Origin of the sequence: Streptomyces sp. AA4, assembly GCF_000158875.1 — a bacterium.
GTDB lineage: Bacteria > Actinomycetota > Actinomycetes > Mycobacteriales > Pseudonocardiaceae > Amycolatopsis.
Genome location: NZ_GG657746.1, coordinates 4,868,636 through 4,887,617, shown reverse-complemented (window position 1 = coordinate 4,887,617; position 18,982 = coordinate 4,868,636). Strand labels below are relative to the sequence as shown.

Below are 18,982 nucleotides of genomic sequence, written 5' to 3'. Positions count from 1 at the left end.
CGCGTCGGCCACGCGGCCGTTTCTGTCGGCGCCTGCTGTCAAGATCTTCTCATGACCTCTTGGATCGACCCGCTCGCCAAGCTGGCGCGGGACAACCTTCCGCCGGACGTCGCCGAGGCGTGGGAAACCGTGTTCCGGCCCGCGGCGCGGCTGAACACCGGCGGGAACGGCGTGCGCGTCGGCTGCCTCGGCGGCAATCCCGCGCTGCCCGCGGACGTGGAATGGCCGGTCTGGCGCGGCGAGCTGCCGATGAACTTCGTCGCCTCGGTCGACTGCGCGGCGCTGCCCCGGGTGCCCGGCGGGATCGAGCTGCCCGCGTCGGGTTCGTTGCTGTTCTTCTACTGCGACGACTGGTTCGAGGCAGAAGGGCCGGTCGATCTCACCTCGCTCGGCGGGGTCGTGGTCGTTCCGGCCGGAGCCGAGACCGCGGAACGGGCCGCGCCGGAGGGCGTCGAGGTCTATCCGCGGCTGGACGTGTCCGCGGAAATCGCCGGCACCTTCCCGGGTTCGGAGCAGGAGGTGCTGCGCCGCACGCTCGCCCGAGACGGGCTTCCGCTCTCCGACCCGGCGAACTGGTCCGAGGAGTTCTTCGACCGGCTCCGGGAATCGTCGGCCGCGCCGTACCACCAGATCGGCGGCTGCTCCTGGCCGATCCAGGGCCCGCCGGAGGACGAGGTCGCGGCGGCGGTGCTGCCCGACGACGCGTCCGAATCGGACCTCGCCGACGAAGCGCTGCGCTGGGTCTTGCTCGCGCAGATCGACAGCGACGGTGACGCGGGCCTCTCCTGGGGTGATGTCGGTGTCTTGTACTGGCTGATCCGTGAGGACGATCTCGCCGAGGGACGGTTCGACCGGGTCCGGTGCGTCATGCAGAGCGGGTGAGGCGGCTGCGCGTATTCCGGTCCGGCCACTTGCCCGGTGGGGCAGGCTGGGTACGGGCGGCCGGGTTCTCGGCCGTCGGCCCGCGTTGCGCTGGGCGTTGCTCGTAGATCGAAGCCGTGGCGACGCGAGCCTCGCCTGGAGCGACGTGGGCGTCGTGCATTGGTTGATCGGCGAGGACGACGTCGCCGTGGGCCGGTTCGAGCGGGGTCGGCTGTCCGCCCGCGTTGCGCTGGATCGGCAGCGACGGCGACTCGGGTCTCGCCCGGGGCGGCGTCGGTGTCGTGCATTGGTTGATCCGTGAGGACGACGTTGCGGTGGGCCGGTTCGAGCGGGGTCGGCTGTCCGCCCGCGTTGCGCTGGATCGGCAGCGACGGCGACACAGGCCTCGCCTGGGGCGGCGTCGGTGTCCTGCACTGGCTGATCCGTGCGGACGACCTCGCCGTGGGCCGCTTCGACCGGGTCCGGTGCGTCATGCAGAGCGGGTGAGACGCCCGCGCCGATGCCAGCGCAGCCACTCCGGCGTGCAGCAGTGCTCGCACGGCGCGAGTTCGCCGGGGATCACCGACGCCCAGGCGATCCGGACGATCTCGTGCGTGTTGCGGCCCATCCGCTCCGACCGCTGCTGGCCCCTGCGCAGCCAGTAGCAGTCGGCGTCGTTGTGGTAGGCGCTGCCGCCCGCCGTGCGGTAGCCGGTGGGCAGCACTCCCGCGTCGAGCTGGCGGCAGTCGGCGCAGTAGGCCTCCGTCATGCCGTGGCGGCACTCGTCGTCCTCCGGCAGCGCGGGCGGTCGTCCGGTGGGGCGCGCCGCGGCCGCGAGGTCGGCCAGTTCGGCGAGCTGGGTGCGGGCATCCGGGTCGTCGGCCGTCTGCCAGGCGATCTGGTGGCGGTCGGCGCAGGCGCGGAGCCGGGAGAGGAGGTCGTCGCATCCCGGGGCGTCCAGCGCGGTGCGGAGATGCTCGCTGCAAAGCCGCACGCGGACGGGCCTTTTCAGGCTTTCGAGCGCTTCCGCCGCCGCGGTCAGCGCCATGCGGGCGGCGGTCGTCTCCGCCGCCCCGCCGGTGAGGGTTTTCCGATGGCCGCCGTAGGCCAGCAGCGCGGCCCAGCCGCCCGGTCCTGGGCTGTCGCCGCCTTTCCCCGCCGCGTAGATCCGCACCGCTCCGGCTTCGTCGCTCGCCACCCCGCGAACGTATCGGCAGGGACCGACAGTTTCCGCGAAACCCGGCGGAAGGCCGGGCTCCGCGCCGGTTCCCGGGGGCGTGCACCCGGGCCGGGCGGCCTTCGCCGACCTGTATCGTGGAACCGGGCCAGCCCGCGCATCCGCTCTGCCGCGCGGGGCCTCCGACAGCGTCCGGCGACCCCGCCGCGGGCCGCTTCCCCCGGTCCCCGGAGAGCGGAAAAGCCCAGGCAGAACACGTGCGGTCCGGTTTTTGTCGGTGGTCGTCCCTACCCTGGGCACGTCCGCCGGCACCGGATCTCCCGGCGGGCCACCGAGCAGAACGACGGAAGGAACGAAGGCGTGGCTGATCGCCTCGTTGTTCGCGGAGCGCGCGAGCACAACCTCCGCGGCGTGGATCTCGATCTGCCCCGCGACAGCATGATCGTGTTCACCGGCCTGTCCGGGTCGGGCAAGTCGAGCCTGGCCTTCGACACGATCTTCGCCGAGGGACAGCGGCGGTACGTGGAGTCGCTGTCGGCGTACGCGCGGCAGTTCCTCGGGCAGATGGACAAGCCGGACGTCGACTTCATCGAGGGCCTCTCGCCCGCGGTGTCGATCGACCAGAAGTCGACCTCGCGCAACCCGCGGTCGACCGTCGGCACCATCACCGAGGTCTACGACTACCTGCGGCTGCTCTACGCCCGCGCCGGCAAGGCGCACTGCCCCAAGTGCGGCGAGGCGATCAGCAAGCAGACGCCGCAGCAGATCGTCGACCAGGTGCTGGAGATGACCGAGGGCACCCGGTTCCAGGTGCTCGCGCCGGTCGTGCGCGGGCGCAAGGGCGAGTACCTCGACCTGTTCCAGAACCTGCAGCAGCAGGGCTACGCGCGCGTGGTCGTCGACGGCACGGTGCACCCGCTCACCGACCCGCCGAAGCTGAAGAAGCAGGAAAAGCACCAGATCGGCGTGGTGATCGACCGGCTCGCGGTCAAGACCAGCGCGCGCCAGCGGCTCACCGACTCGGTGGAGACGGCGCTGCGGCTGGCCGACGGCCTGGTCGAGCTGGAATTCGTCGACCTCGACGAGAACGACCCGCACCGCGTGCGCGGCTTCTCCGAGAACCTGGCCTGCCCCAACGGCCACCCGCTGGCGATCGAGGACCTCGAACCCCGGTCGTTCTCCTTCAACTCGCCCTACGGCGCGTGCCCCGAGTGCACCGGCATCGGCATCCGCAAGGAGGTCGACCCGGAACTGGTGGTGCCGGACGACGAGCTGTCGCTCGCCGAGGGGGCCATCGCGCCGTGGGCGGGCGGGCAGAGCGCCGACTACTTCCTGCGGCTGCTGGAATCGCTGTCGGAGGCGGTCGGGTTCCGCATGGACACGCCGTGGCGGCGGCTGCCCGCCCGCGTGCAGAAGGCGGTGCTGCACGGCGTCGACGAGCAGGTGCACGTCCGCTACCGCAACCGGTACGGCAGGCAGCGCTCGTACTACGCGGCCTTCGAGGGCGTCATCCCGTTCCTGGAGCGGCGCCTCGAGCAGACCGACTCGGAGTACATGCGCGAGCGGTACGAGGGCTACATGCGCGAGGTGCCGTGCCCGGCGTGCCAGGGCACGCGGCTCAAGCCGGAGATCCTCGCGGTCACGCTGGAGCACGCGACGCAGGGCGACCGGTCGATCGCCGAGGTCTGCGCGCTGTCCATCGCGGAGGCGTCGGAATTCCTCGACGAGCTGGTGCTCGGCCCGCGCGAGGCGATGATCGCGGGCGCGGTGCTGAAGGAGATCCAGGCGCGCCTGCGCTTCCTGCTCGACGTCGGCCTCACCTACCTGTCGCTCGACCGCGCGTCCGGCACGCTGTCCGGCGGCGAGGCGCAGCGCATCCGGCTGGCGACGCAGATCGGCTCCGGCCTGGTGGGCGTGCTGTACGTGCTGGACGAGCCGTCGATCGGCCTGCACCAGCGCGACAACCACCGGCTGATCGAGACGCTGACCCGGCTGCGCAACCTCGGCAACACGCTGATCGTGGTCGAGCACGACGAGGACACCATCCGGGCCAGCGACTGGGTGGTCGACATCGGCCCGGGCGCGGGCGAGCACGGCGGGCACATCGTGCACAGCGGCCCGTACAAGAAGATCCTGAAGAACAAGGATTCGATCACCGGGGCGTACCTGTCCGGGCGGCGGCGGATCGAGGTGCCGGCGATCCGGCGGCCGGTCGACAAGAAGCGGCAGCTCACCGTAGTGGGCGCGCGCGAGCACAACCTGCGCGGCATCGACGTGTCGTTCCCGCTCGGCTGCCTCGTGTCGGTCACCGGCGTGTCCGGGTCGGGCAAGTCGACGCTGGTCAACGACATCCTCGCGCAGGTGCTGGCGAACAAGCTGAACGGCGCGCGCCAGGTCCCGGGCCGCCACACCCGGGTCAACGGCCTCGGCAACGTCGACAAGCTGGTGCGCGTCGACCAGTCGCCGATCGGCCGCACGCCGCGCTCCAACCCGGCCACCTACACCGGCGTGTGGGACCACGTGCGCAAGCTGTTCGCGGCCACCACCGAGGCGAAGGTCCGCGGGTACCAGCAGGGCCGCTTCTCGTTCAACGTCAAGGGCGGCCGCTGCGAGGCGTGCGCCGGCGACGGCACGATCAAGATCGAGATGAACTTCCTGCCCGACGTCTACGTCCCGTGCGAGGTGTGCAAGGGCGCCCGGTACAACCGGGAGACGCTCGAGGTGCACTACAAGGGCAAGACGGTGTCCGACGTGCTGGACATGCCGATCGAGGAGGCGGCCGAGTTCTTCGAGCCGATCAAGGCGATCCACCGGCACCTGCAGACCCTCGTCGACGTCGGCCTCGGCTACGTCCGCCTGGGCCAGCCCGCCCCGACCCTGTCCGGCGGCGAGGCGCAGCGCGTGAAGCTGGCGAGCGAACTGCAGAAGCGCTCCACCGGCAAGACCGTCTACATCCTCGACGAGCCGACCACCGGGCTGCACTTCGAAGACATCAGCAAGTTGATCGGCGTGATCAACGGCCTGGTGGACAAGGGCAACACGGTGATCGTGATCGAGCACAACCTCGACGTGATCAAGACGTCCGACTGGATCATCGACATGGGCCCGGAAGGCGGCTCCGGCGGCGGCATGGTGGTCGCCGAGGGAACGCCCGAACAGGTCGCGGCCACCGAAGGCAGCTACACCGGCGAGTTCCTCACACAGGTGCTCAACCCGGCCTGACCCGCTCGAACCCGAGCCAGCAAGAGCCGTCCGGTCTCCGCGCCGGGCGGCTTTTCGCTGCGCGGAGGGCGGGTCAGTCCTTGCCCGTGGTGCGTTCGACGACAGGGGAGAGCGGGCCGTAGGACAGGGCGCGGACCCGGAAAGCCGAACCTTGTTCGCCGGGCAGGAGGGACAGCGCGCAGCGCGTCGTGTCGGGGTCGGTCACCTCGACCGGGGCGAAATCCGGCGTGCCGGGGCGGCGGATTTCCAGGAGGAAACCGGCTTCGTCGGCGGACCGGTCGGTCCAGGCGAAGTGCACGCTCTGGTCTGCAGCGGGCGTCGCGGTGAGATTGGCCGGGGCGGACGGCGGGACAGCGGCCTCGGAAGGAGACGCGCTGCCCGGCGTGACGGTCGCCGACACTGGACCTGCGAAAGAGCGGATTCGGTAGTAGAACGGCGTTTCCGGGATCAGGTTCGGGTGGGTATAAGAAGTCTGACCGCGCGGGAGGTACTGCAGCGCGGTCCACGGGCCGTCGGCGGCGTTGGCGTACTCGAGGAGGTAGCCCGCCGCGGCCGGGTCGGCAGGCCAGTGCAGGACGACGTTCGTGGGAGAGGTGAGGGTCGCGGTGAAGGCGGGTGCGGGCGGGGAGGACCCGCAGCCGGCGAGCGTCGCGGCCAGCAGCGCGGCCAGGGCGGTTCGCGCGATGATCGGCACGGCAGGCCTCCTCGAAGGTTCAGGCGGCGGCGTACCCAAGGAGTGGCCAGCCTAGGAAACGGCGGTCAAGATCGACAAGCGCGCGTTCCGCTGACCGGGAGAGGGAGGGGCGACTGTGGTCCTCGAGAACAAGAGGGACGCCGAATACGCGTTCCGCAGCGAATGGTGGCTGCCGACCGTCCCCGGGCGGGTGTTCGACGCGATCGTCGACCTCGAGTCGTACCCGCGGTGGTGGCCGGACGTCCGGTCGGTGCGCCAGGTCGACGACGACACCGCCCAGATCGTCTGCCGGTCCCGGCTGCCGTACCGGCTCGTCGTCGCGATGCACCGGGAGCAGCAGGACGCGGCGGGGCTGCGGGTGCGCGTCCGGCTGAGCGGGGACCTCGACGGGGTGCTCGCCGGGGCGATCCACGCTGAGACCGGGGGCTCCCGGCTGGAGATCACGCAGCGCGTCCAGGTGCGGAAACCGTTGCTGCGCAGGCTGGACGCGGTGGCCCGGCCGTTCTTCCGCGCCAATCACGCGTGGATGATGCGGCGGGGCCACCACGGGCTGGCCGGTTACCTCGCGGCCTCGAGGTGACTAGCGCGCGACCGGTTCGGCCGCGGCGGCCGGAGCGGCGGCGGCTCGGCGGCCCAGGAGCACCGCGGCGAGGATCGCGGCGAGCGCGGTCAGCCCGGCGCTGAATCCGTAGGCCACCCGGAAGCCGGACGCCAGAGCCTCCTTCTCCGGAGCGCCCGCGCTCAGCATCTCGGCCGTCCGGATCGCGGCGGCGGTGGCCAGCACGGCCGTGCCCAGCGCTCCGCCGACCTGCTGCGTGGTGGTGATCAAGCCGGACGTCACGCCGGAGTCGGCGGGCGTCGCGGCGGACATCGCCAACCCCATCAGCGCCGGGATCGCCATTCCCGCTCCGGCGCCCATCAGGATCAGCGACGGCAGCACGTGCGACGCGTAGCCGCCGGAGGTCTGGACTTGGGTCAGGTAAAGGAAAGCGACCGACGTCGTCAGCAACCCGGAGACCAGGACCGCGCGCGGGGAAAAGCGGGTGTTCAGCCAATCGGCCAGGCCGAGCGAGAAAGCGGCGATCACGACCGGGGTCGGGACGAAGGCGAAACCCGTGGTGAGAGCGTCGAAACCGAGCACCTGCTGCAGGTACAGCGCGGTGACGAACTGGAATCCCAGGAACCCGGCGACCATCACCACCATGGTCAGGTTGGCGCCGCTGATCGCGCGCACCCGGAGCAATCGCAGTGGCAGCAACGGAGTTCGCGTCCGGGCCTGGCGCACCAGGAACAGCACGAGCAGGACGACCGCCAGGACGAGCGTGCCGACGGTCAGGAAGGTCCAGCCGGCGTCGCCTGCTTGCACGATCCCCAGCACCAGCAGCATCACTCCGGCGGTGACCAGAAGTGCGCCCAGGACGTCGATGCCGGTGCGCAGGCCGAGCCCGCGATCGGAGGCGACGACCATCGGAGTCAGGACGAGCGCGGCGACGCCGATGGGCAGGTTGATGTAGAAGGTCCAGTGCCAGTCCAGGCCTTGGGTGAGCGCGCCGCCCGCGACCAGGCCGATCGACGCGCCCGCGGCTTGCGTGAAGCTGTAAACGCCGATCGCGCGGACGCGGGCGCGCGGCTCGGGATAGAGCGTCACGATCATGCCCAAGACGACCGCTGACGTCAGGGCCCCGCCGACGCCTTGGATGAAGCGCGCGACGACCAGCGTGGTGGCGTTCGGCGAGAGACCGGCGGCGAACGAAGCGGCGGTGAAGACGACGAGACCGATGAGGAACACCCGCCGCCGGCCGACCAGGTCGCCGAGGCGGCCGGACAGCAGGAGCAGGCCGCCGAACGCGACGAGGTAGGCGTTGACCACCCAGGCCAGCCCGGGCGCGCTGAAGCCCAGGTCGGTCTGGATCACCGGCAGGGCGACCGCGACGATCGAGCTGTCGAGCACCACCATCAGCGAGGCGGCGGACAGCACGGCGAGCGCCGCACCGCGATGCCGAGCGGTTTCGGGCATGACAAGGTCCTCCATAACCGGCACAGGGGAGAGTTTCCGCTGGTCGAAGCCAGGGCATCTCTTGTAACAGTGCCCATCATGTGTGACCATGGAGGATCGCGGAAGGAGGCACTTTCATGTCCCAGGGGAACATCGCTGTGACCGACGAGGCCACGGACTTCGACCCGGCGAAATTCGCGGTGTGCACGGTGATGGAGGTCGTGAACCGGATCAGCGGGAAATGGGTGATCGGCATCCTGCTGGAGGCGACGCGCGGTCCGGTGCGGTTCACCGAACTCGAACGCTCGGTGCAGGGGATCAGCCGCCGCATGCTCACGCTCACCCTGCGGAACCTCGAACGCGACGGCCTGCTCAAGCGCACGGTCTACCCGACGGTCCCGCCGCGGGTCGAGTACGAGGCCACCGAAATGGCGCGCGAGCTGTACGACTCGCTGTCCGGGCTGGTCGACTGGGCGGAACGGCACCGCGAGGCGATCGCGGTTTCGCGGCAGGGCTACGACGGTCGCAGTGCTTGCTGAAATGGACTGAAAATGGAAAGGCGCCGCAGCCGTGCGCACGGGGGACGCGCACGGCCGCGGCGCCGAAACAGTCCGCGCCCGGAGGGAAGGGACCCGGGCCCGGACTGGGTCTCAGGCGTTCGCCGGGACTGGCTGAGCGGGCTCGGCCGGTGTGTCGTCGAGCAGGGTGGCCTCGTCGAACGGCGCCTGGCCGGTGAACACCTGCCGCGAGCGTTCCCGGTCGAATTCCTTCATCCACGATCCGATGAGGACGGTCGCGACCGCGTTGCCGGCGAAGTTCGTCAGGGCTCGGGCCTCGGACATGAAGCGGTCGATGCCGAGGATGAAGCCGACGCCGTCGACGAGTTCCGGGCGGTGCGACTGCAGGCCGCTGGCCAGCGTCGCGATGCCGGCGCCGCTCACGCCCGCCGCGCCCTTCGACGCGATGATCATGAACAGCAGCAACGTGATCTGCTCGCCGAGCGCGAGAGGCTGGTCCTGTGCGGTGGCGATGAACAGCGTCGCCATCGTCAGGTAGATCGCGGTGCCGTCGAGGTTGAACGAGTACCCGGTGGGCACCGTGATGCCGACGACCGGCTTGCTGACCCCGAGGTGCTCCATCTTCGCGATCAGCCGCGGCAGCGCGGATTCCGAGGAGGACGTCGAGAGGATCAGCAGGAACTCGCGGCCGAGATACCGCAGCAGGCTGAAGATGTTGACCCGCGCGCCGAGCCACAGCACCGCGCCGAGGACGCCGAACACGAACACCAGGCAGGTCAGGTAGAAGCCGAGCATGATCACCAGCAGGCTGCGCAGCGCGCCCCAGCCGGTCGCGCCGACCACCGCGGCGATCGCGCCGAACGCGCCCACCGGGGCGGCCCACATGATCATCGACAGGATGCGGAACACGAGCCGCTGGAGGTGCTCGATGCCGCGCAGGATCGGCTCGCCGCGCTTGCCGAGCTTCTGCAGCGCGAACCCGGCCAGCAGCGCCACGAGCAGCGTCTGCAGCACCTGGCCCTCGGTGAACGCGGACACGAAGGTCTTCGGGATGATGCCGAGCAGGAAGTCGACGCCGCCCTCGCCCTTGGCCTGCTGGTGCACCTTCGACACGTCGGCCGGGTTGAGGTGCAGGCCGGTGCCCGGGTGCAGCAGGTTGCCGACGACGAGCCCGATCGCGAGCGCGAACGTCGACATCACGATGAAGTAGACCAGCGCGGTGACGCCGACCTTGCCGACCTTCGCCGCCTTCGCGACCGAGCCGATGCCCAGCACGATGGTGCAGAAGATGATCGGGGAGATCATCATCTTGATCAGGTTGACGAAGCCGGTGCCCAGCGGGGCGAGGCTCTTGCCGACGGACGGCCAGAGCAGCCCGACCGCGACGCCGAGCACGACGGCGGCGATCACGGCCAGGTACAGGTAACGCGTGCGGTCGCGCTTGGGCGCGGCCGCTTCGGGGGTCGGTGTAGGCACCGTTGCCTCCAGCTCGGTGGGGGGGAACGCGGGTCACTATGCGGGGCGATATGACCGGCGTCACCGTTGTGTTCATTGAGTTCGCGGCGGGAGGAGTCCGGTGTGGACTTCCCGGCAGCGGCGCCGGAGTGCCGCCGGACCCGCGCGTGTGCTGGTATGAGCGGGTGCCCCCGACACCTCGGATCCGGACGAGCCGCTGGAGCCTGGCCCGGCAGCTGCTGGTGCTGCAGCTGGCGATCCTGCTCGTGCTGGTCTCCGGCGGCATCACTATCGCCTATCTCGACGCCCGCCGCACGACGACCGACCGGGCCGGGGAGCAGTCGCTCGCGGTGGCCCGTTCGATCGCCGACGCGCCGGACGTCGCGCGCGCCGCGGCGAGTGCCGATCCGACCGCGACGCTGCAGCCGTACGCGCAGCGGGTGCTCGCGGACACGCGCGTGGACTTCGTGACGATCATGTCGCCGCGGGGAATCCGTTACACGCACCCGAATCCGGCGTTGATCGGCCAGCGGTTCCTCGGGCACATCGAAGCGGCGCAGCAAGGCGGCGTCGTGTCGGAGACCTACACCGGTTCGCTCGGCCCGTCGGTGCGCGTGGTGGTGCCGGTGTTCGACGCGAACCATCGGGTGGTCGCGCTCGTCGCGGTGGGCATCACGATCGCGGCGATTTCGGCTGAGGTGCAGGAGCGCGTCTGGCCGCTGCTCGGCGTCGCGGCGGCAGTATTGCTAGTGGGCGCCTGCGGGGGCTGGCTCGTGAGCGCGCGGCTGAAGCGGCAGACGCGCGGCATCGCGCCGGCCGAGCTGAGCAATCTGTTCGAGTACCACGAAGCGGTGCTGCATTCGGTCCGCGAGGGCGTGCTGCTGGTGGACCGCGACGGCCGGGTCGGGCTGTGCAACGACGGCGCCCGCATGCTCCTCGGGCTGAGCGGCGACCCGGTCGGGCAGTCGCTCGCCGATCTGGGGTTGTCGCCCGAACTGGCGGCGGCCTTCACCGCGCCGGAAAACCGCACTGAAGAACTGCACCTGACCGACTCGCGGGTGCTGGTCGTGAGCACGACGCTCGTCAGCTCCGGCGGTCGCGCGCAGGGCACCGTGGTGATCCTGCGCGACCACACCGAACTCCAGACGCTGACCGGCGAGCTGACCACCGCGCGCAGCCTCGCCGAAGCGTTGCGTTCGCAGGCGCACGAAGCCGCGAACCGGCTGCACACGGTCGTGTCGCTGGTGGAGCTGGGCCGTCCCGAGGACGCCGTGGAGTTCGCGACCGCCGAACTCGCGCTGGCGCAGGAACTCACCGACCGCGTGATGACGGCGGTCGCCGAACCGGTGCTGGCCGCGTTGCTGCTCGGCAAGGCCGCGGAGGCGAGCGAACGCGGCGTGGAGCTCACCATCACGCCGGACACGATGATCGACGACCTCGGTCCTGGCGTCGCCGGACGGGATCTGGTGACGATTCTCGGCAACCTCATCGACAACGGAATCGACGCGGTGGTGCGGGAATCCGTCGCGCGGCCGTCGGTGGTCGTCACCGCCCGGTCCGAAGAGGACGGTCTGCTGCTGCGCGTCGCGGACAACGGCCCGGGCGTGCCGGAGGAAGCGGTGGGGGAGATGTTCCGCCGGGGCTGGTCGACGAAGGCCGGGGACGAGCACGGTCTCGGGCTGGCGTTGGTGGTGCAGGCCGTCCGGCGTTACGGCGGCACCATTGACGTCGGACGCGACGGCGGCGCGGTGTTCACCGTGCGGCTGCCAAGGCAGGAGGTTTCGGCGTGATCCGCGTGCTGGTGGTGGAAGACGAGCCGGTGGCGGCCGAGGCGCATCGGCTGTACGTCGAGCGGCTGCCGGGATTCGTCGTCGCCGGGGTGGTGCATTCCGGCGGCGAGGCGCTGCGGTTCTGCGAGCGCGAACCCGTCGACCTCGTCCTGCTGGACTTCTACCTGCCGGACACGCACGGCCTCGCGGTCTGCCGGTCGCTGCGCGCGGCCGGGCTGCCGATCGACGTCATCGCGGTGACGTCCGCGCGCGACCTCGCGCTGGTCAAGGCGGCGGTCTCGGTCGGGGTCGTGCAGTACCTGCTCAAGCCGTTCACCTTCGCGTCGCTGCGGGACAAGCTGGAGCGTTACGCGTCGTTCCGCGAGGCGTCCGGCGAGGTCACCGGGCAAGCGGAGATCGATCGCGCGCTCGGCACGCTGCGCACCACCGAGGCCGCGCCGCTGCCGAAGGGCATGAGCGCGGAGACGCTGGACGCGATCACCGACGCGCTCGCCGGCGCCGGCGAAGGCCTGTCCGCCGGTACCGCGGCCAGCGCGATCGGGGCGTCCCGGGTCACCGCGCGGCGATACCTGGAGTACTTGGCGGACAACGGATTGGCCCAGCGAGAACCGCGATACGGGCAGGTCGGGCGGCCGGAGGTCTGGTACCGGCTGAAGCCTGGCTGAGCGCTGACCGGCACCGTCAGCGCTTCGTGCGCGCCCGGTAAGCGGACCCCTCGAAAGTGTGGACATCGAAGTTCACCACTCAAGGGGAGCAAGAAATGACGAAGAAGATCGCCCTGGTCACCGGCGGCGGCAAGGGCATCGGCCGGGCCATCGCGCAGCGGCTGGCGAACGACGGCGCGCTGGTCGCCGTGCACTACGGCAGCGACGAAGCGGCGGCCAAGGAGACCGTCGCGGCGATTGAGGCAAGCGGTGGGCAGGCGTTCGCGGTGCAGGCGACGCTGGGGGTCGACGGGGACGCGAAGACGCTGGTCGAGCGTCTGTCTGCGGAGCTGCGCGAACGCACCGGCGAGGCCGCGCTCGACATCCTGGTCAACAACGCGGCGACCGGCGCGGGCTCGATCACCACAGCGACGCCGGAGGAGTTCGACCGGGTGTTCGCGGTGAACGTCAAGGCGCCGTTTTTCTTGGTGCAGCAACTGTTGCCGGTGTTGCGGGACGGCGGCCGGATTGTCAACATCTCGTCGGCGGACACGCGCATCGCGCTGCCGTTCGAGCTGGCGTACAGCATGACGAAGGGCGCGCTCGACGTGTTCACCCGCAGTCTGGCGCAGGAGCTCGGCCAGCGGGGGATCACGGTGAACGGCGTGGCTCCCGGCCCGACGCCGACCGACCGCACCGCGCACATGTTCGCCGACGAGCGGATGCGCGCGGGGACGGCGGCCGCGTCCGCGCTCCGACGGGTCGCTGAGGCGGCCGATATCGCCGACGTGGTCGCGTTCTTGGCCTCGGCGGACTCGCGCTGGGTCACCGGACAGGTCGTCGACGCTACCGGTGGAACCTTCCTCGGCCCGGCTGGCGTATAACGACCTATACGGCTCGGCTTCGGGCACACCGAAGCCGAGCCGCTTCGCGGAGACAGAAACCGCAGGGATCAGCGCGGGCGGCCCGGTGCGTCCGGCCGGGTCTGCCACGGACGCGGCCCGTCCAACGGCCGGTACTCCACGCCGAGCGCGTCCAGCCGCGGCAGGTGATGGTCGCGCAGCCGGGGCAGGAATTCCGCGTAGTCGCGCGGTCCGCTGCTCCACGCGACCTCGGCGAACGCCGACAGCCGCGGGAAGGCCGCGTAATCCGTCCGCCGCACGGTGTCCAGGTGCTCGGACCACAGCTGCGCCTGGATCCCGCGCACCCCCGGTCCGGACTCGGGCTCGAATCCGTAGAAATGCTCGAGATCCTGCAGGTACCCGACCGGGATCGGTTCGTCCGGGTGGTCGCTCTGCCGGTGGTCGAGGTACACGCCGTCCTCGGGGCAGAGCACCACCTCGTGGCCGCCCTTCAGCGCCAGCGCGGCGCGTTCGCGGTCCTGCCACACGCCGATCACCATGGCCGGCAGGTCGCCGCCGTCGAGGACCTCGTCCCAGCCCATCGGCGTGCGGCCGCGCGCGACGAGATGGTCGGCGATCGCCCGGACGAACCGGTGGTGTGCCTCGGTGCCGCCGGGCACCTCGTCGCCGCCGAGGGCGATCACCGGGGACGGGAAGAGGTCCAGCACGTGGTCGAAGACTTTCCGGAAGAAGTCCAAAGTGGACTCGGACGGATGCAGCAGCGAGGTGCTGATTCCCCAGGAAGTCCAGACCTCCCAAGGGGTTTCGCTGGGCGGACCGAGTTCCGGGTAGGCCGTGATGGCGGCTCGGGCGTGCCCGGGAATGTCCACTTCGGGCACCACGGTGATCGCCCGGGTCGCCGCGTAGGCCACGATCTCGCGCAGATCGTCCACCGTGTAGTAACCGCCGTGTGGGCGGCCGTCGCGTTCCGGGCCGTCGTGCCTGCCGACCATCGACGATTTCCGCCAGCCGCCGACGGACGTGAGCCGGGGGCACTCCGGCGTTTCGATCCGCCAGCCCTGGTCGTCGGTGAGGTGCAAGTTCAGCACGTTCAGCTTGTGCGCGGCCAGCAGATCGACGAACCGGAGCACCTCGGCTTTCGTCCGGAAATGCCGGGCCACGTCGTAAAGGCAGCCGCGCCAGGCGAAACGCGGATAGTCGGTGACCGTCCCGCACGGCAGCTCGACCGGTCCATGATGGATCGGCACGGCACGGAACGCGTCCGGACCGGCCAGCTGGCGCAGGGTCTGGCGGCCGTAGAACTCGCCCGCGGCGTCGGCTGCTTCGAGCGCGACGCCGTCGGGCGCGATCGTGAGCCGGTAGCCCTCGGCGGGGAGATCCGCGGTCCGCACCTCCACCGGAGCGGGCCACGGACAGGTGCCGGGCGCGGGTTCCGCGGACACCGGACGGGGGAGGAGAGCGGCGAAACCGGACATGGTCATCCCTTCACGGCCCCGGCCGTCCCGCCGACGAGCTTCCGTTGCACCAGCACGAAAAACACCAGCACCGGAATGGTCATCAGGGTGGACGAGGCCATCACGGCGCCCCAGTCGGTGTCCTCCGGTTTGAAGAACACCAGGATCGCCTGCGGCAGAGTCTGGTTCTCGGTCTTGGAGATGATGAACGTCTTGGCGAACAGGAAGTCGTTCCACGCGTGGATGAACGCGAGCACGCTCACCGCCACGAGCCCGGGGGCGACGAGCGGGAACAGGATCTGCCAGGTGAACCGCATCCGCGACGCACCGTCCAAAGTGGCCGCTTCCTCGAGTTCGGCGGGCACCGCGGCGACGAACCCGCGCAGCATCCAGATCGCGAACGGCAGGCTGAACGCCAGGTGCACCAGCACGAGCGAGCCCAGTTCGTTGAGCCCGAACGCGGGCACCGTGCCGCCGACCGAGCGCATCAGGAAGAACAGCGGGATGGTCAAGGCTTCCACCGGCACCATCTGCGCCACCAGCAGCATCACCAGCAGCACTCCGCGGCCACGGAACCGGAAGCGCGTGAGCGCCACCGCGGACAGGAACGAGAACACCAGGGACAGCAGCACCACGACGACCGCGACCACGAGGCTGTTCAGGAAGTACCGGCCGAATCCGGACACCGTGAGCACTCGCTGGAAACTGTCCAGCGAGGGCGCGAACGTCCACGGTTTCGGGTGTGCGGACTGGATTTCGCCGGCCGGTTTGAACGCCGACAGCACCATCCAGTACAGCGGGAACGCGACGATCCCGGCGATCACCACGGTCACGATTTCGGCGACGAGCCGCGCGGGGCGGCGGACTTTCACAGCCATGCGGCACTCCGGCGCTGGGACCGGACGTACAGCCCGGTGATCGACAGCAGCAGCAAGGTCATCACGACCCCGATGGCCGAGCCGAGCCCGTACTCCTGCCCGGCGAACGCCTGCTGGTAGGCGTAGACGTTGAGGATCAGGTTCCGCCCGGCGATGCCGCCGCCGTTGGTCATCACGTAGATCTGGGTGAACACCTTGAAGTCCCAGATGATCGACTGCACGGTCGCGATGGTCAGCAGCGGCCGCACCGCGGGCAGGACCACCGACCACGAGGTGCGCCAGACCGACGCGCCGTCGAGCGCGGCGGCCTCCAGCGTCTCCTTCGGCACCCCGCTGATCCCGGCGTACATAGTGACCATGACGAACGGGAACGAGCACCAGATCACCTCGGCGGCGACCAGCCCGAACGTGCCGAAGGTGCCGAACGCCCAGGAATGGTGCTCCATCCCGCTGAACCCGAGGCCCGCGAGCACCTCGTTGACCAGGCCGAAATCGGTGTCGAAGAGGAACAGCCAGACGTACGAGCCGGCGATCGCCGGGGTCGCCCACGCGCCGAGCGCCGCCAGGAACAGCAGCGTGCGCGGGAACGCGCGGACCCGGCTCGCCAGCACGGCCAGCGCCGTGCCGACGACCAGGCTGCCGACGACGCAGGCGGCGGCGAACCCGACCGTCTTGCCCAGCACCGTCCAGAACTGGACGTCGGCGAGCAGGGCGGCGTAGTTGTCGAGGCCGAGGAACACCAGCGGGGCCGCGCCCGCCGCCTGCGGCTGGCCGTAGTCGTAGAGCGAGATCACGACCAGCTGGTAGATCGGGTACACCAGCAGCGCGCCGAGCAGGATCCCGGCGGGCAGCAGGTAGCGAAGGGCCGCGCGGCCGTCGCGGCGGACGGTCGCGGAACGGACTGCGGCCACGGGTCAGCCGAAGTTCTTGTTCATCGCCGCGGCCGCGTCGGCCAGCGCGGCGTTCGCGTCCTTGCCGCCGGTGGCGATCTGCTGCACGGCGGTGGGCAGGACGTTCTGGCTGTCGATCTTGGACCAAGCCGGGGTGCTCGGCACGAACTTCGTGCCCGCGCTGAGCGTGTCCACGAAGGCCTTCAGCGTCGGGTCGCTGGCGGCGAGCTTCTTCTGCACCGACGCGAGGGTGGGCAGGTTGCCCATCGCCGCGTACATCTTCTCCTGGTACTTGATGCCGGCCAGCAGTTCGGCGAACTGCACCGCGAGACCGTGGCGCTGGCTCGCGCCGAACACGCCGAGCAGGTTGCCGCCGGCGAACGCGGGCGCGACCGAACCCGGGGTCGTGCCGGGCAGCGGCATGATCGCGTACTTGCCCTTCACCGCGCCCTTTTCGACGGCCTTGCGGTTGAAGTCGCCGCCGATCACCATGCCCGCTTTCCCGCCGGCGAACGCGGTGACGCTCTGCGTCCCGGTGAGGTTGGCGCAGGCGGCGGGCGGGCAGATGTCGTCCTTGATCAGGTTCGCGTACGCGGCGACCCCGGCCTTGGCCTGCGGTGAGTCCACAGTGGACGTCCACTTGCCGTTGTCCTGTTTGGCCAGGTCGCCGCCGTTGGCCCAGATGAACGGCAGCATCGCGTAGGTGTATTTGCCGCCGGTGGCGATGCCGTACAGGTCGGGCTTCTTCTCGCGGATCTTTCGCGCGTCGTCGGTCAGTTCGGCCAGCGTCGCCGGCGGCTTGAGGCCGAGTTCGGCGAACACGTCGGTGCGGTAGTACAACGCGCGGATGCCGGTGTACCAGGGAATGCCGTAGATCTTGCCGTTCGCCTTCGCGGTGTCCACCACCGACGGCAGCAGGTCCTTGCCGTCCGACCAGTTCGAGAGGTCCTTGGTCAGGTCGGACAGCGCGCCGGTCTGCGCGTAGCTGGAGACGTCGGTGTTGCCGAACTCGGCGACGTCGGGGGCGTTGGACGGGTCGTTGAACGCGCCGGAGAACTTGTCGGCGCGGCCTTCGACCGGGACCCACTGCACGTCGACCTTCACCCCGGCGTGACTGGCCTCGAATTCGGTGATCGCTTCCTTGACCGCGGCCTCCTTCGGGGCGCGGTTGGCTTCGTCGAACAGCCAGACCCGCAGCGTGCCGTCGGTCTGGTTTCCGCCGGCGGCGGCCGGTCCGGATTGGGTGGGCGCGCACGCGGCGAGCAACGCCAGCGCGGCGGCGACGGGCAGGACAGAACGCAGCTTCATCGATGACTCCTGTCGCGGGGACCGGTCGGAGACCGGGAAAGACGGGGCTGTGCGGCGTGCCAGCCCCGGTTTTTCTCAGACGAAGAAGACAGAGTTGACGTTCGGGACGGCGAGCGAACCCGCCGACTTGCCGGGCAGGCCGGTGGCCGGGTCGCGCGGCAGCCAAGCGATGGTGCCGGAGCGCTGGTTGGAGACGTAGAACCACTTCTCGTCCGGGTCCAGCGCGAGATGCCGCGGCCAGTTGCCGCCGGACGGCGCCGAGGAGACCAAGGTGAGCTTGGCTCCGCCGTCGGCGACGGTGAAGGTGGCGATGGTGTTGGGGCCGCGGACGGTGGCGTAGACGAACTTCCCGTCGCGCGACACAGTGATCTCGCCGGGGAACAGTTCGCCGGTGCTGCCCGGCGGGACCGCGGGCACCACGGCGATCGGCTTGAACGTGCCGGTGGCGGCGTCCCAGCTGGCGACCGTGACCTCCGGCCGCAGTTCCTGGGCGACGTAAGCGAATTTGCCGTTCGGGTGGAACGCGAGGTGCCGCGGTCCCGCACCGGCCGGGAGGGTGATCTGCTTGTGCAGCTTCAGCTTTCCCTTGGCGGTGTCGAACGAGTAGACGTACACCGAGTCGGTGCCGAGGTCGACCGCGAGCACCCACTTGCCGGACGGATCGGTGACCACCTGGTGCGCGTGCGGCTCCTTGCCCTGGTGCTGCTGGAGGTCGGTGGCCGCGCCGAGCTTGCCGCCGGGCTTGATCGGCAGCACCACGACGCTGCCGGAGTCGTAATTGGCGGCCAGCACGTACTTCTGGCTCGGGTGCACCGAAAGATGCGTGGGCGAACCGCCCTTCGAGGACACCGACCCGAGCAGCTTCGGCCGGGCCGGGTCGGAGATGTCCAGCGCGGACACCGTGCCGGTCTCCGCGCCTTCGTTTTCGTTGGTGACGTACAGGATCCGGCCGTCGCGAGTCCGGTCGAACCAGGAGACGTCGGTGAGCTTTCCGACCGTGCGCACCGGCGTGAGCGCGGGGCTGCCCGCCGCTCGCTCGGTGACGTCCAGTCCGTGGCCGGCCGGCGCGCTGTTGGTGTAGCTGCCCACGTACACCGTCGTGGCCGCGCGCGGACGGGGCGCTGCCGTGGCGAGCTGTGCGCCCGCCACGGCGGCGGCCCCGGCCGCGCCGACCGCTCCGACGAACGTGCGACGGGAAATCTCGGTCATCGAATACCCCCGGAACGTGTGCC

The 18,982-nt window shown here is 70.4% G+C and carries 17 protein-coding genes; 8 read left to right on the top strand and 9 right to left on the bottom strand.

Translation table 11 applies throughout. The features are described 5' to 3' along the window. Window positions 1-51: 51 nt before the first annotated feature. Window positions 52-882: a YwqG family protein gene (locus tag SSMG_RS22395; protein ID WP_009079668.1), complete on the top strand. Its 831-nt coding sequence runs from the start codon at window positions 52-54 to the stop codon at window positions 880-882. Between the two features lie 297 nt (window positions 883-1,179). Then, on the top strand, window positions 1,180-1,368 hold the full coding sequence (locus tag SSMG_RS43680; RefSeq protein WP_009079666.1) for a DUF1963 domain-containing protein: 189 nt from the start codon (window positions 1,180-1,182) through the stop codon (window positions 1,366-1,368). Here SSMG_RS43680 and SSMG_RS42520 read toward each other — a convergent pair. Next, window positions 1,352-2,059 carry a hypothetical protein gene (locus tag SSMG_RS42520; protein ID WP_050788252.1) on the bottom strand — a complete coding sequence of 236 codons (708 nt, stop codon included), beginning with the start codon at window positions 2,057-2,059 and terminating at the stop codon, window positions 1,352-1,354. The genes SSMG_RS43680 and SSMG_RS42520 overlap by 17 nt on opposite strands. Before the next feature lie 339 nt (window positions 2,060-2,398). Between SSMG_RS42520 and uvrA the strand changes: the two genes are divergently transcribed. Next, window positions 2,399-5,260, top strand: coding sequence for an excinuclease ABC subunit UvrA (uvrA, locus tag SSMG_RS22385; protein WP_009079664.1), 2,862 nt, complete (start codon window positions 2,399-2,401; stop codon window positions 5,258-5,260). Between the two features lie 73 nt (window positions 5,261-5,333). Here the strand turns inward: uvrA and SSMG_RS22380 are convergent, their stop codons facing one another. Next, window positions 5,334-5,954 (bottom strand): fibronectin type III domain-containing protein, encoded by a 621-nt coding sequence (locus SSMG_RS22380; RefSeq protein WP_009079659.1) that lies wholly within the window; start codon window positions 5,952-5,954, stop codon window positions 5,334-5,336. Between the two features lie 115 nt (window positions 5,955-6,069). Here SSMG_RS22380 and SSMG_RS22375 point away from each other — a divergent pair, with 115 nt between their 5' ends. Continuing rightward, window positions 6,070-6,534 (top strand): SRPBCC family protein, encoded by a 465-nt coding sequence (locus tag SSMG_RS22375; RefSeq protein ID WP_009079657.1) that lies wholly within the window; start codon window positions 6,070-6,072, stop codon window positions 6,532-6,534. Here the strand turns inward: SSMG_RS22375 and SSMG_RS22370 are convergent, their stop codons facing one another. Continuing rightward, window positions 6,535-7,971 carry an MFS transporter gene (locus tag SSMG_RS22370; RefSeq protein WP_037717718.1) on the bottom strand — a complete coding sequence of 479 codons (1,437 nt, stop codon included), beginning with the start codon at window positions 7,969-7,971 and terminating at the stop codon, window positions 6,535-6,537. A gap of 116 nt (window positions 7,972-8,087) precedes the next feature. On the opposite strand from SSMG_RS22370, the gene SSMG_RS22365 reads away from it, so the two are divergent. Beyond that, on the top strand, window positions 8,088-8,489 hold the full coding sequence (locus SSMG_RS22365; protein WP_009079653.1) for a helix-turn-helix domain-containing protein: 402 nt from the start codon (window positions 8,088-8,090) through the stop codon (window positions 8,487-8,489). A gap of 111 nt (window positions 8,490-8,600) precedes the next feature. On the opposite strand, the gene SSMG_RS22360 is transcribed toward SSMG_RS22365, so the two are convergent. Then, window positions 8,601-9,944, bottom strand: coding sequence for a cation:dicarboxylate symporter family transporter (locus SSMG_RS22360; protein ID WP_037714504.1), 1,344 nt, complete (start codon window positions 9,942-9,944; stop codon window positions 8,601-8,603). 164 nt (window positions 9,945-10,108) lie between these two features. Here SSMG_RS22360 and SSMG_RS22355 point away from each other — a divergent pair, with 164 nt between their 5' ends. The 3 genes from SSMG_RS22355 to SSMG_RS22345 all read left to right on the top strand — a co-directional run bounded on the left by SSMG_RS22355 (window position 10,109) and on the right by SSMG_RS22345 (window position 13,241). Beyond that, entirely contained in the window at window positions 10,109-11,713 is a 1,605-nt protein-coding gene (locus SSMG_RS22355) for a sensor histidine kinase (protein ID WP_037717715.1), read from the top strand. After that, window positions 11,710-12,378, top strand: a complete 669-nt coding sequence (locus tag SSMG_RS22350) for a response regulator (protein ID WP_009079647.1) — start codon at window positions 11,710-11,712, stop codon at window positions 12,376-12,378. The genes SSMG_RS22355 and SSMG_RS22350 overlap by 4 nt, the downstream gene beginning before the upstream one ends. A gap of 95 nt (window positions 12,379-12,473) precedes the next feature. After that, a complete protein-coding gene (locus SSMG_RS22345; RefSeq protein ID WP_009079645.1) occupies window positions 12,474-13,241 on the top strand; it encodes an SDR family oxidoreductase in 768 nt (255 codons plus the stop codon). Window positions 13,242-13,309: 68 nt separating this feature from the next. On the opposite strand, the gene SSMG_RS22340 is transcribed toward SSMG_RS22345, so the two are convergent. The 5 genes from SSMG_RS22340 to SSMG_RS22320 all read right to left on the bottom strand — a co-directional run bounded on the left by SSMG_RS22340 (window position 13,310) and on the right by SSMG_RS22320 (window position 18,959). Continuing rightward, window positions 13,310-14,695 carry a beta-N-acetylhexosaminidase gene (locus SSMG_RS22340; RefSeq protein WP_086024989.1) on the bottom strand — a complete coding sequence of 462 codons (1,386 nt, stop codon included), beginning with the start codon at window positions 14,693-14,695 and terminating at the stop codon, window positions 13,310-13,312. A gap of 2 nt (window positions 14,696-14,697) precedes the next feature. Next, window positions 14,698-15,552: a carbohydrate ABC transporter permease gene (locus tag SSMG_RS22335; RefSeq protein ID WP_037714502.1), complete on the bottom strand. Its 855-nt coding sequence runs from the start codon at window positions 15,550-15,552 to the stop codon at window positions 14,698-14,700. After that, window positions 15,543-16,463 (bottom strand): carbohydrate ABC transporter permease, encoded by a 921-nt coding sequence (locus SSMG_RS22330; protein ID WP_009079638.1) that lies wholly within the window; start codon window positions 16,461-16,463, stop codon window positions 15,543-15,545. The genes SSMG_RS22335 and SSMG_RS22330 overlap by 10 nt, the downstream gene beginning before the upstream one ends. A 3-nt stretch (window positions 16,464-16,466) precedes the next feature. Continuing rightward, window positions 16,467-17,750 (bottom strand): extracellular solute-binding protein, encoded by a 1,284-nt coding sequence (locus SSMG_RS22325; RefSeq protein ID WP_009079636.1) that lies wholly within the window; start codon window positions 17,748-17,750, stop codon window positions 16,467-16,469. A gap of 75 nt (window positions 17,751-17,825) precedes the next feature. Then, on the bottom strand, window positions 17,826-18,959 hold the full coding sequence (locus SSMG_RS22320; protein WP_009079634.1) for a lactonase family protein: 1,134 nt from the start codon (window positions 18,957-18,959) through the stop codon (window positions 17,826-17,828). Between the last annotated feature and the right edge of the window lie 23 nt (window positions 18,960-18,982).

Bases quoted from the DNA above. Each gene is read 5' to 3' on its own strand.
- SSMG_RS22320 (WP_009079634.1), bottom strand. From the start codon at position 18,959: ATGACCGAGATTTCCCGTCGCACGTTCGTCGGAGCGGTCGGCGCGGCC.
- SSMG_RS22340 (WP_086024989.1), bottom strand. From the start codon at position 14,695: ATGTCCGGTTTCGCCGCTCTCCTCCCCCGTCCGGTGTCCGCGGAACCC.
- SSMG_RS22325 (WP_009079636.1), bottom strand. From the start codon at position 17,750: ATGAAGCTGCGTTCTGTCCTGCCCGTCGCCGCCGCGCTGGCGTTGCTC.
- SSMG_RS22335 (WP_037714502.1), bottom strand. From the start codon at position 15,552: ATGGCTGTGAAAGTCCGCCGCCCCGCGCGGCTCGTCGCCGAAATCGTG.
- SSMG_RS22370 (WP_037717718.1), bottom strand. From the start codon at position 7,971: ATGCCCGAAACCGCTCGGCATCGCGGTGCGGCGCTCGCCGTGCTGTCC.
- SSMG_RS22345 (WP_009079645.1), top strand. From the start codon at position 12,474: ATGACGAAGAAGATCGCCCTGGTCACCGGCGGCGGCAAGGGCATCGGC.
- SSMG_RS22365 (WP_009079653.1), top strand. From the start codon at position 8,088: ATGTCCCAGGGGAACATCGCTGTGACCGACGAGGCCACGGACTTCGAC.
- SSMG_RS22395 (WP_009079668.1), top strand. From the start codon at position 52: ATGACCTCTTGGATCGACCCGCTCGCCAAGCTGGCGCGGGACAACCTT.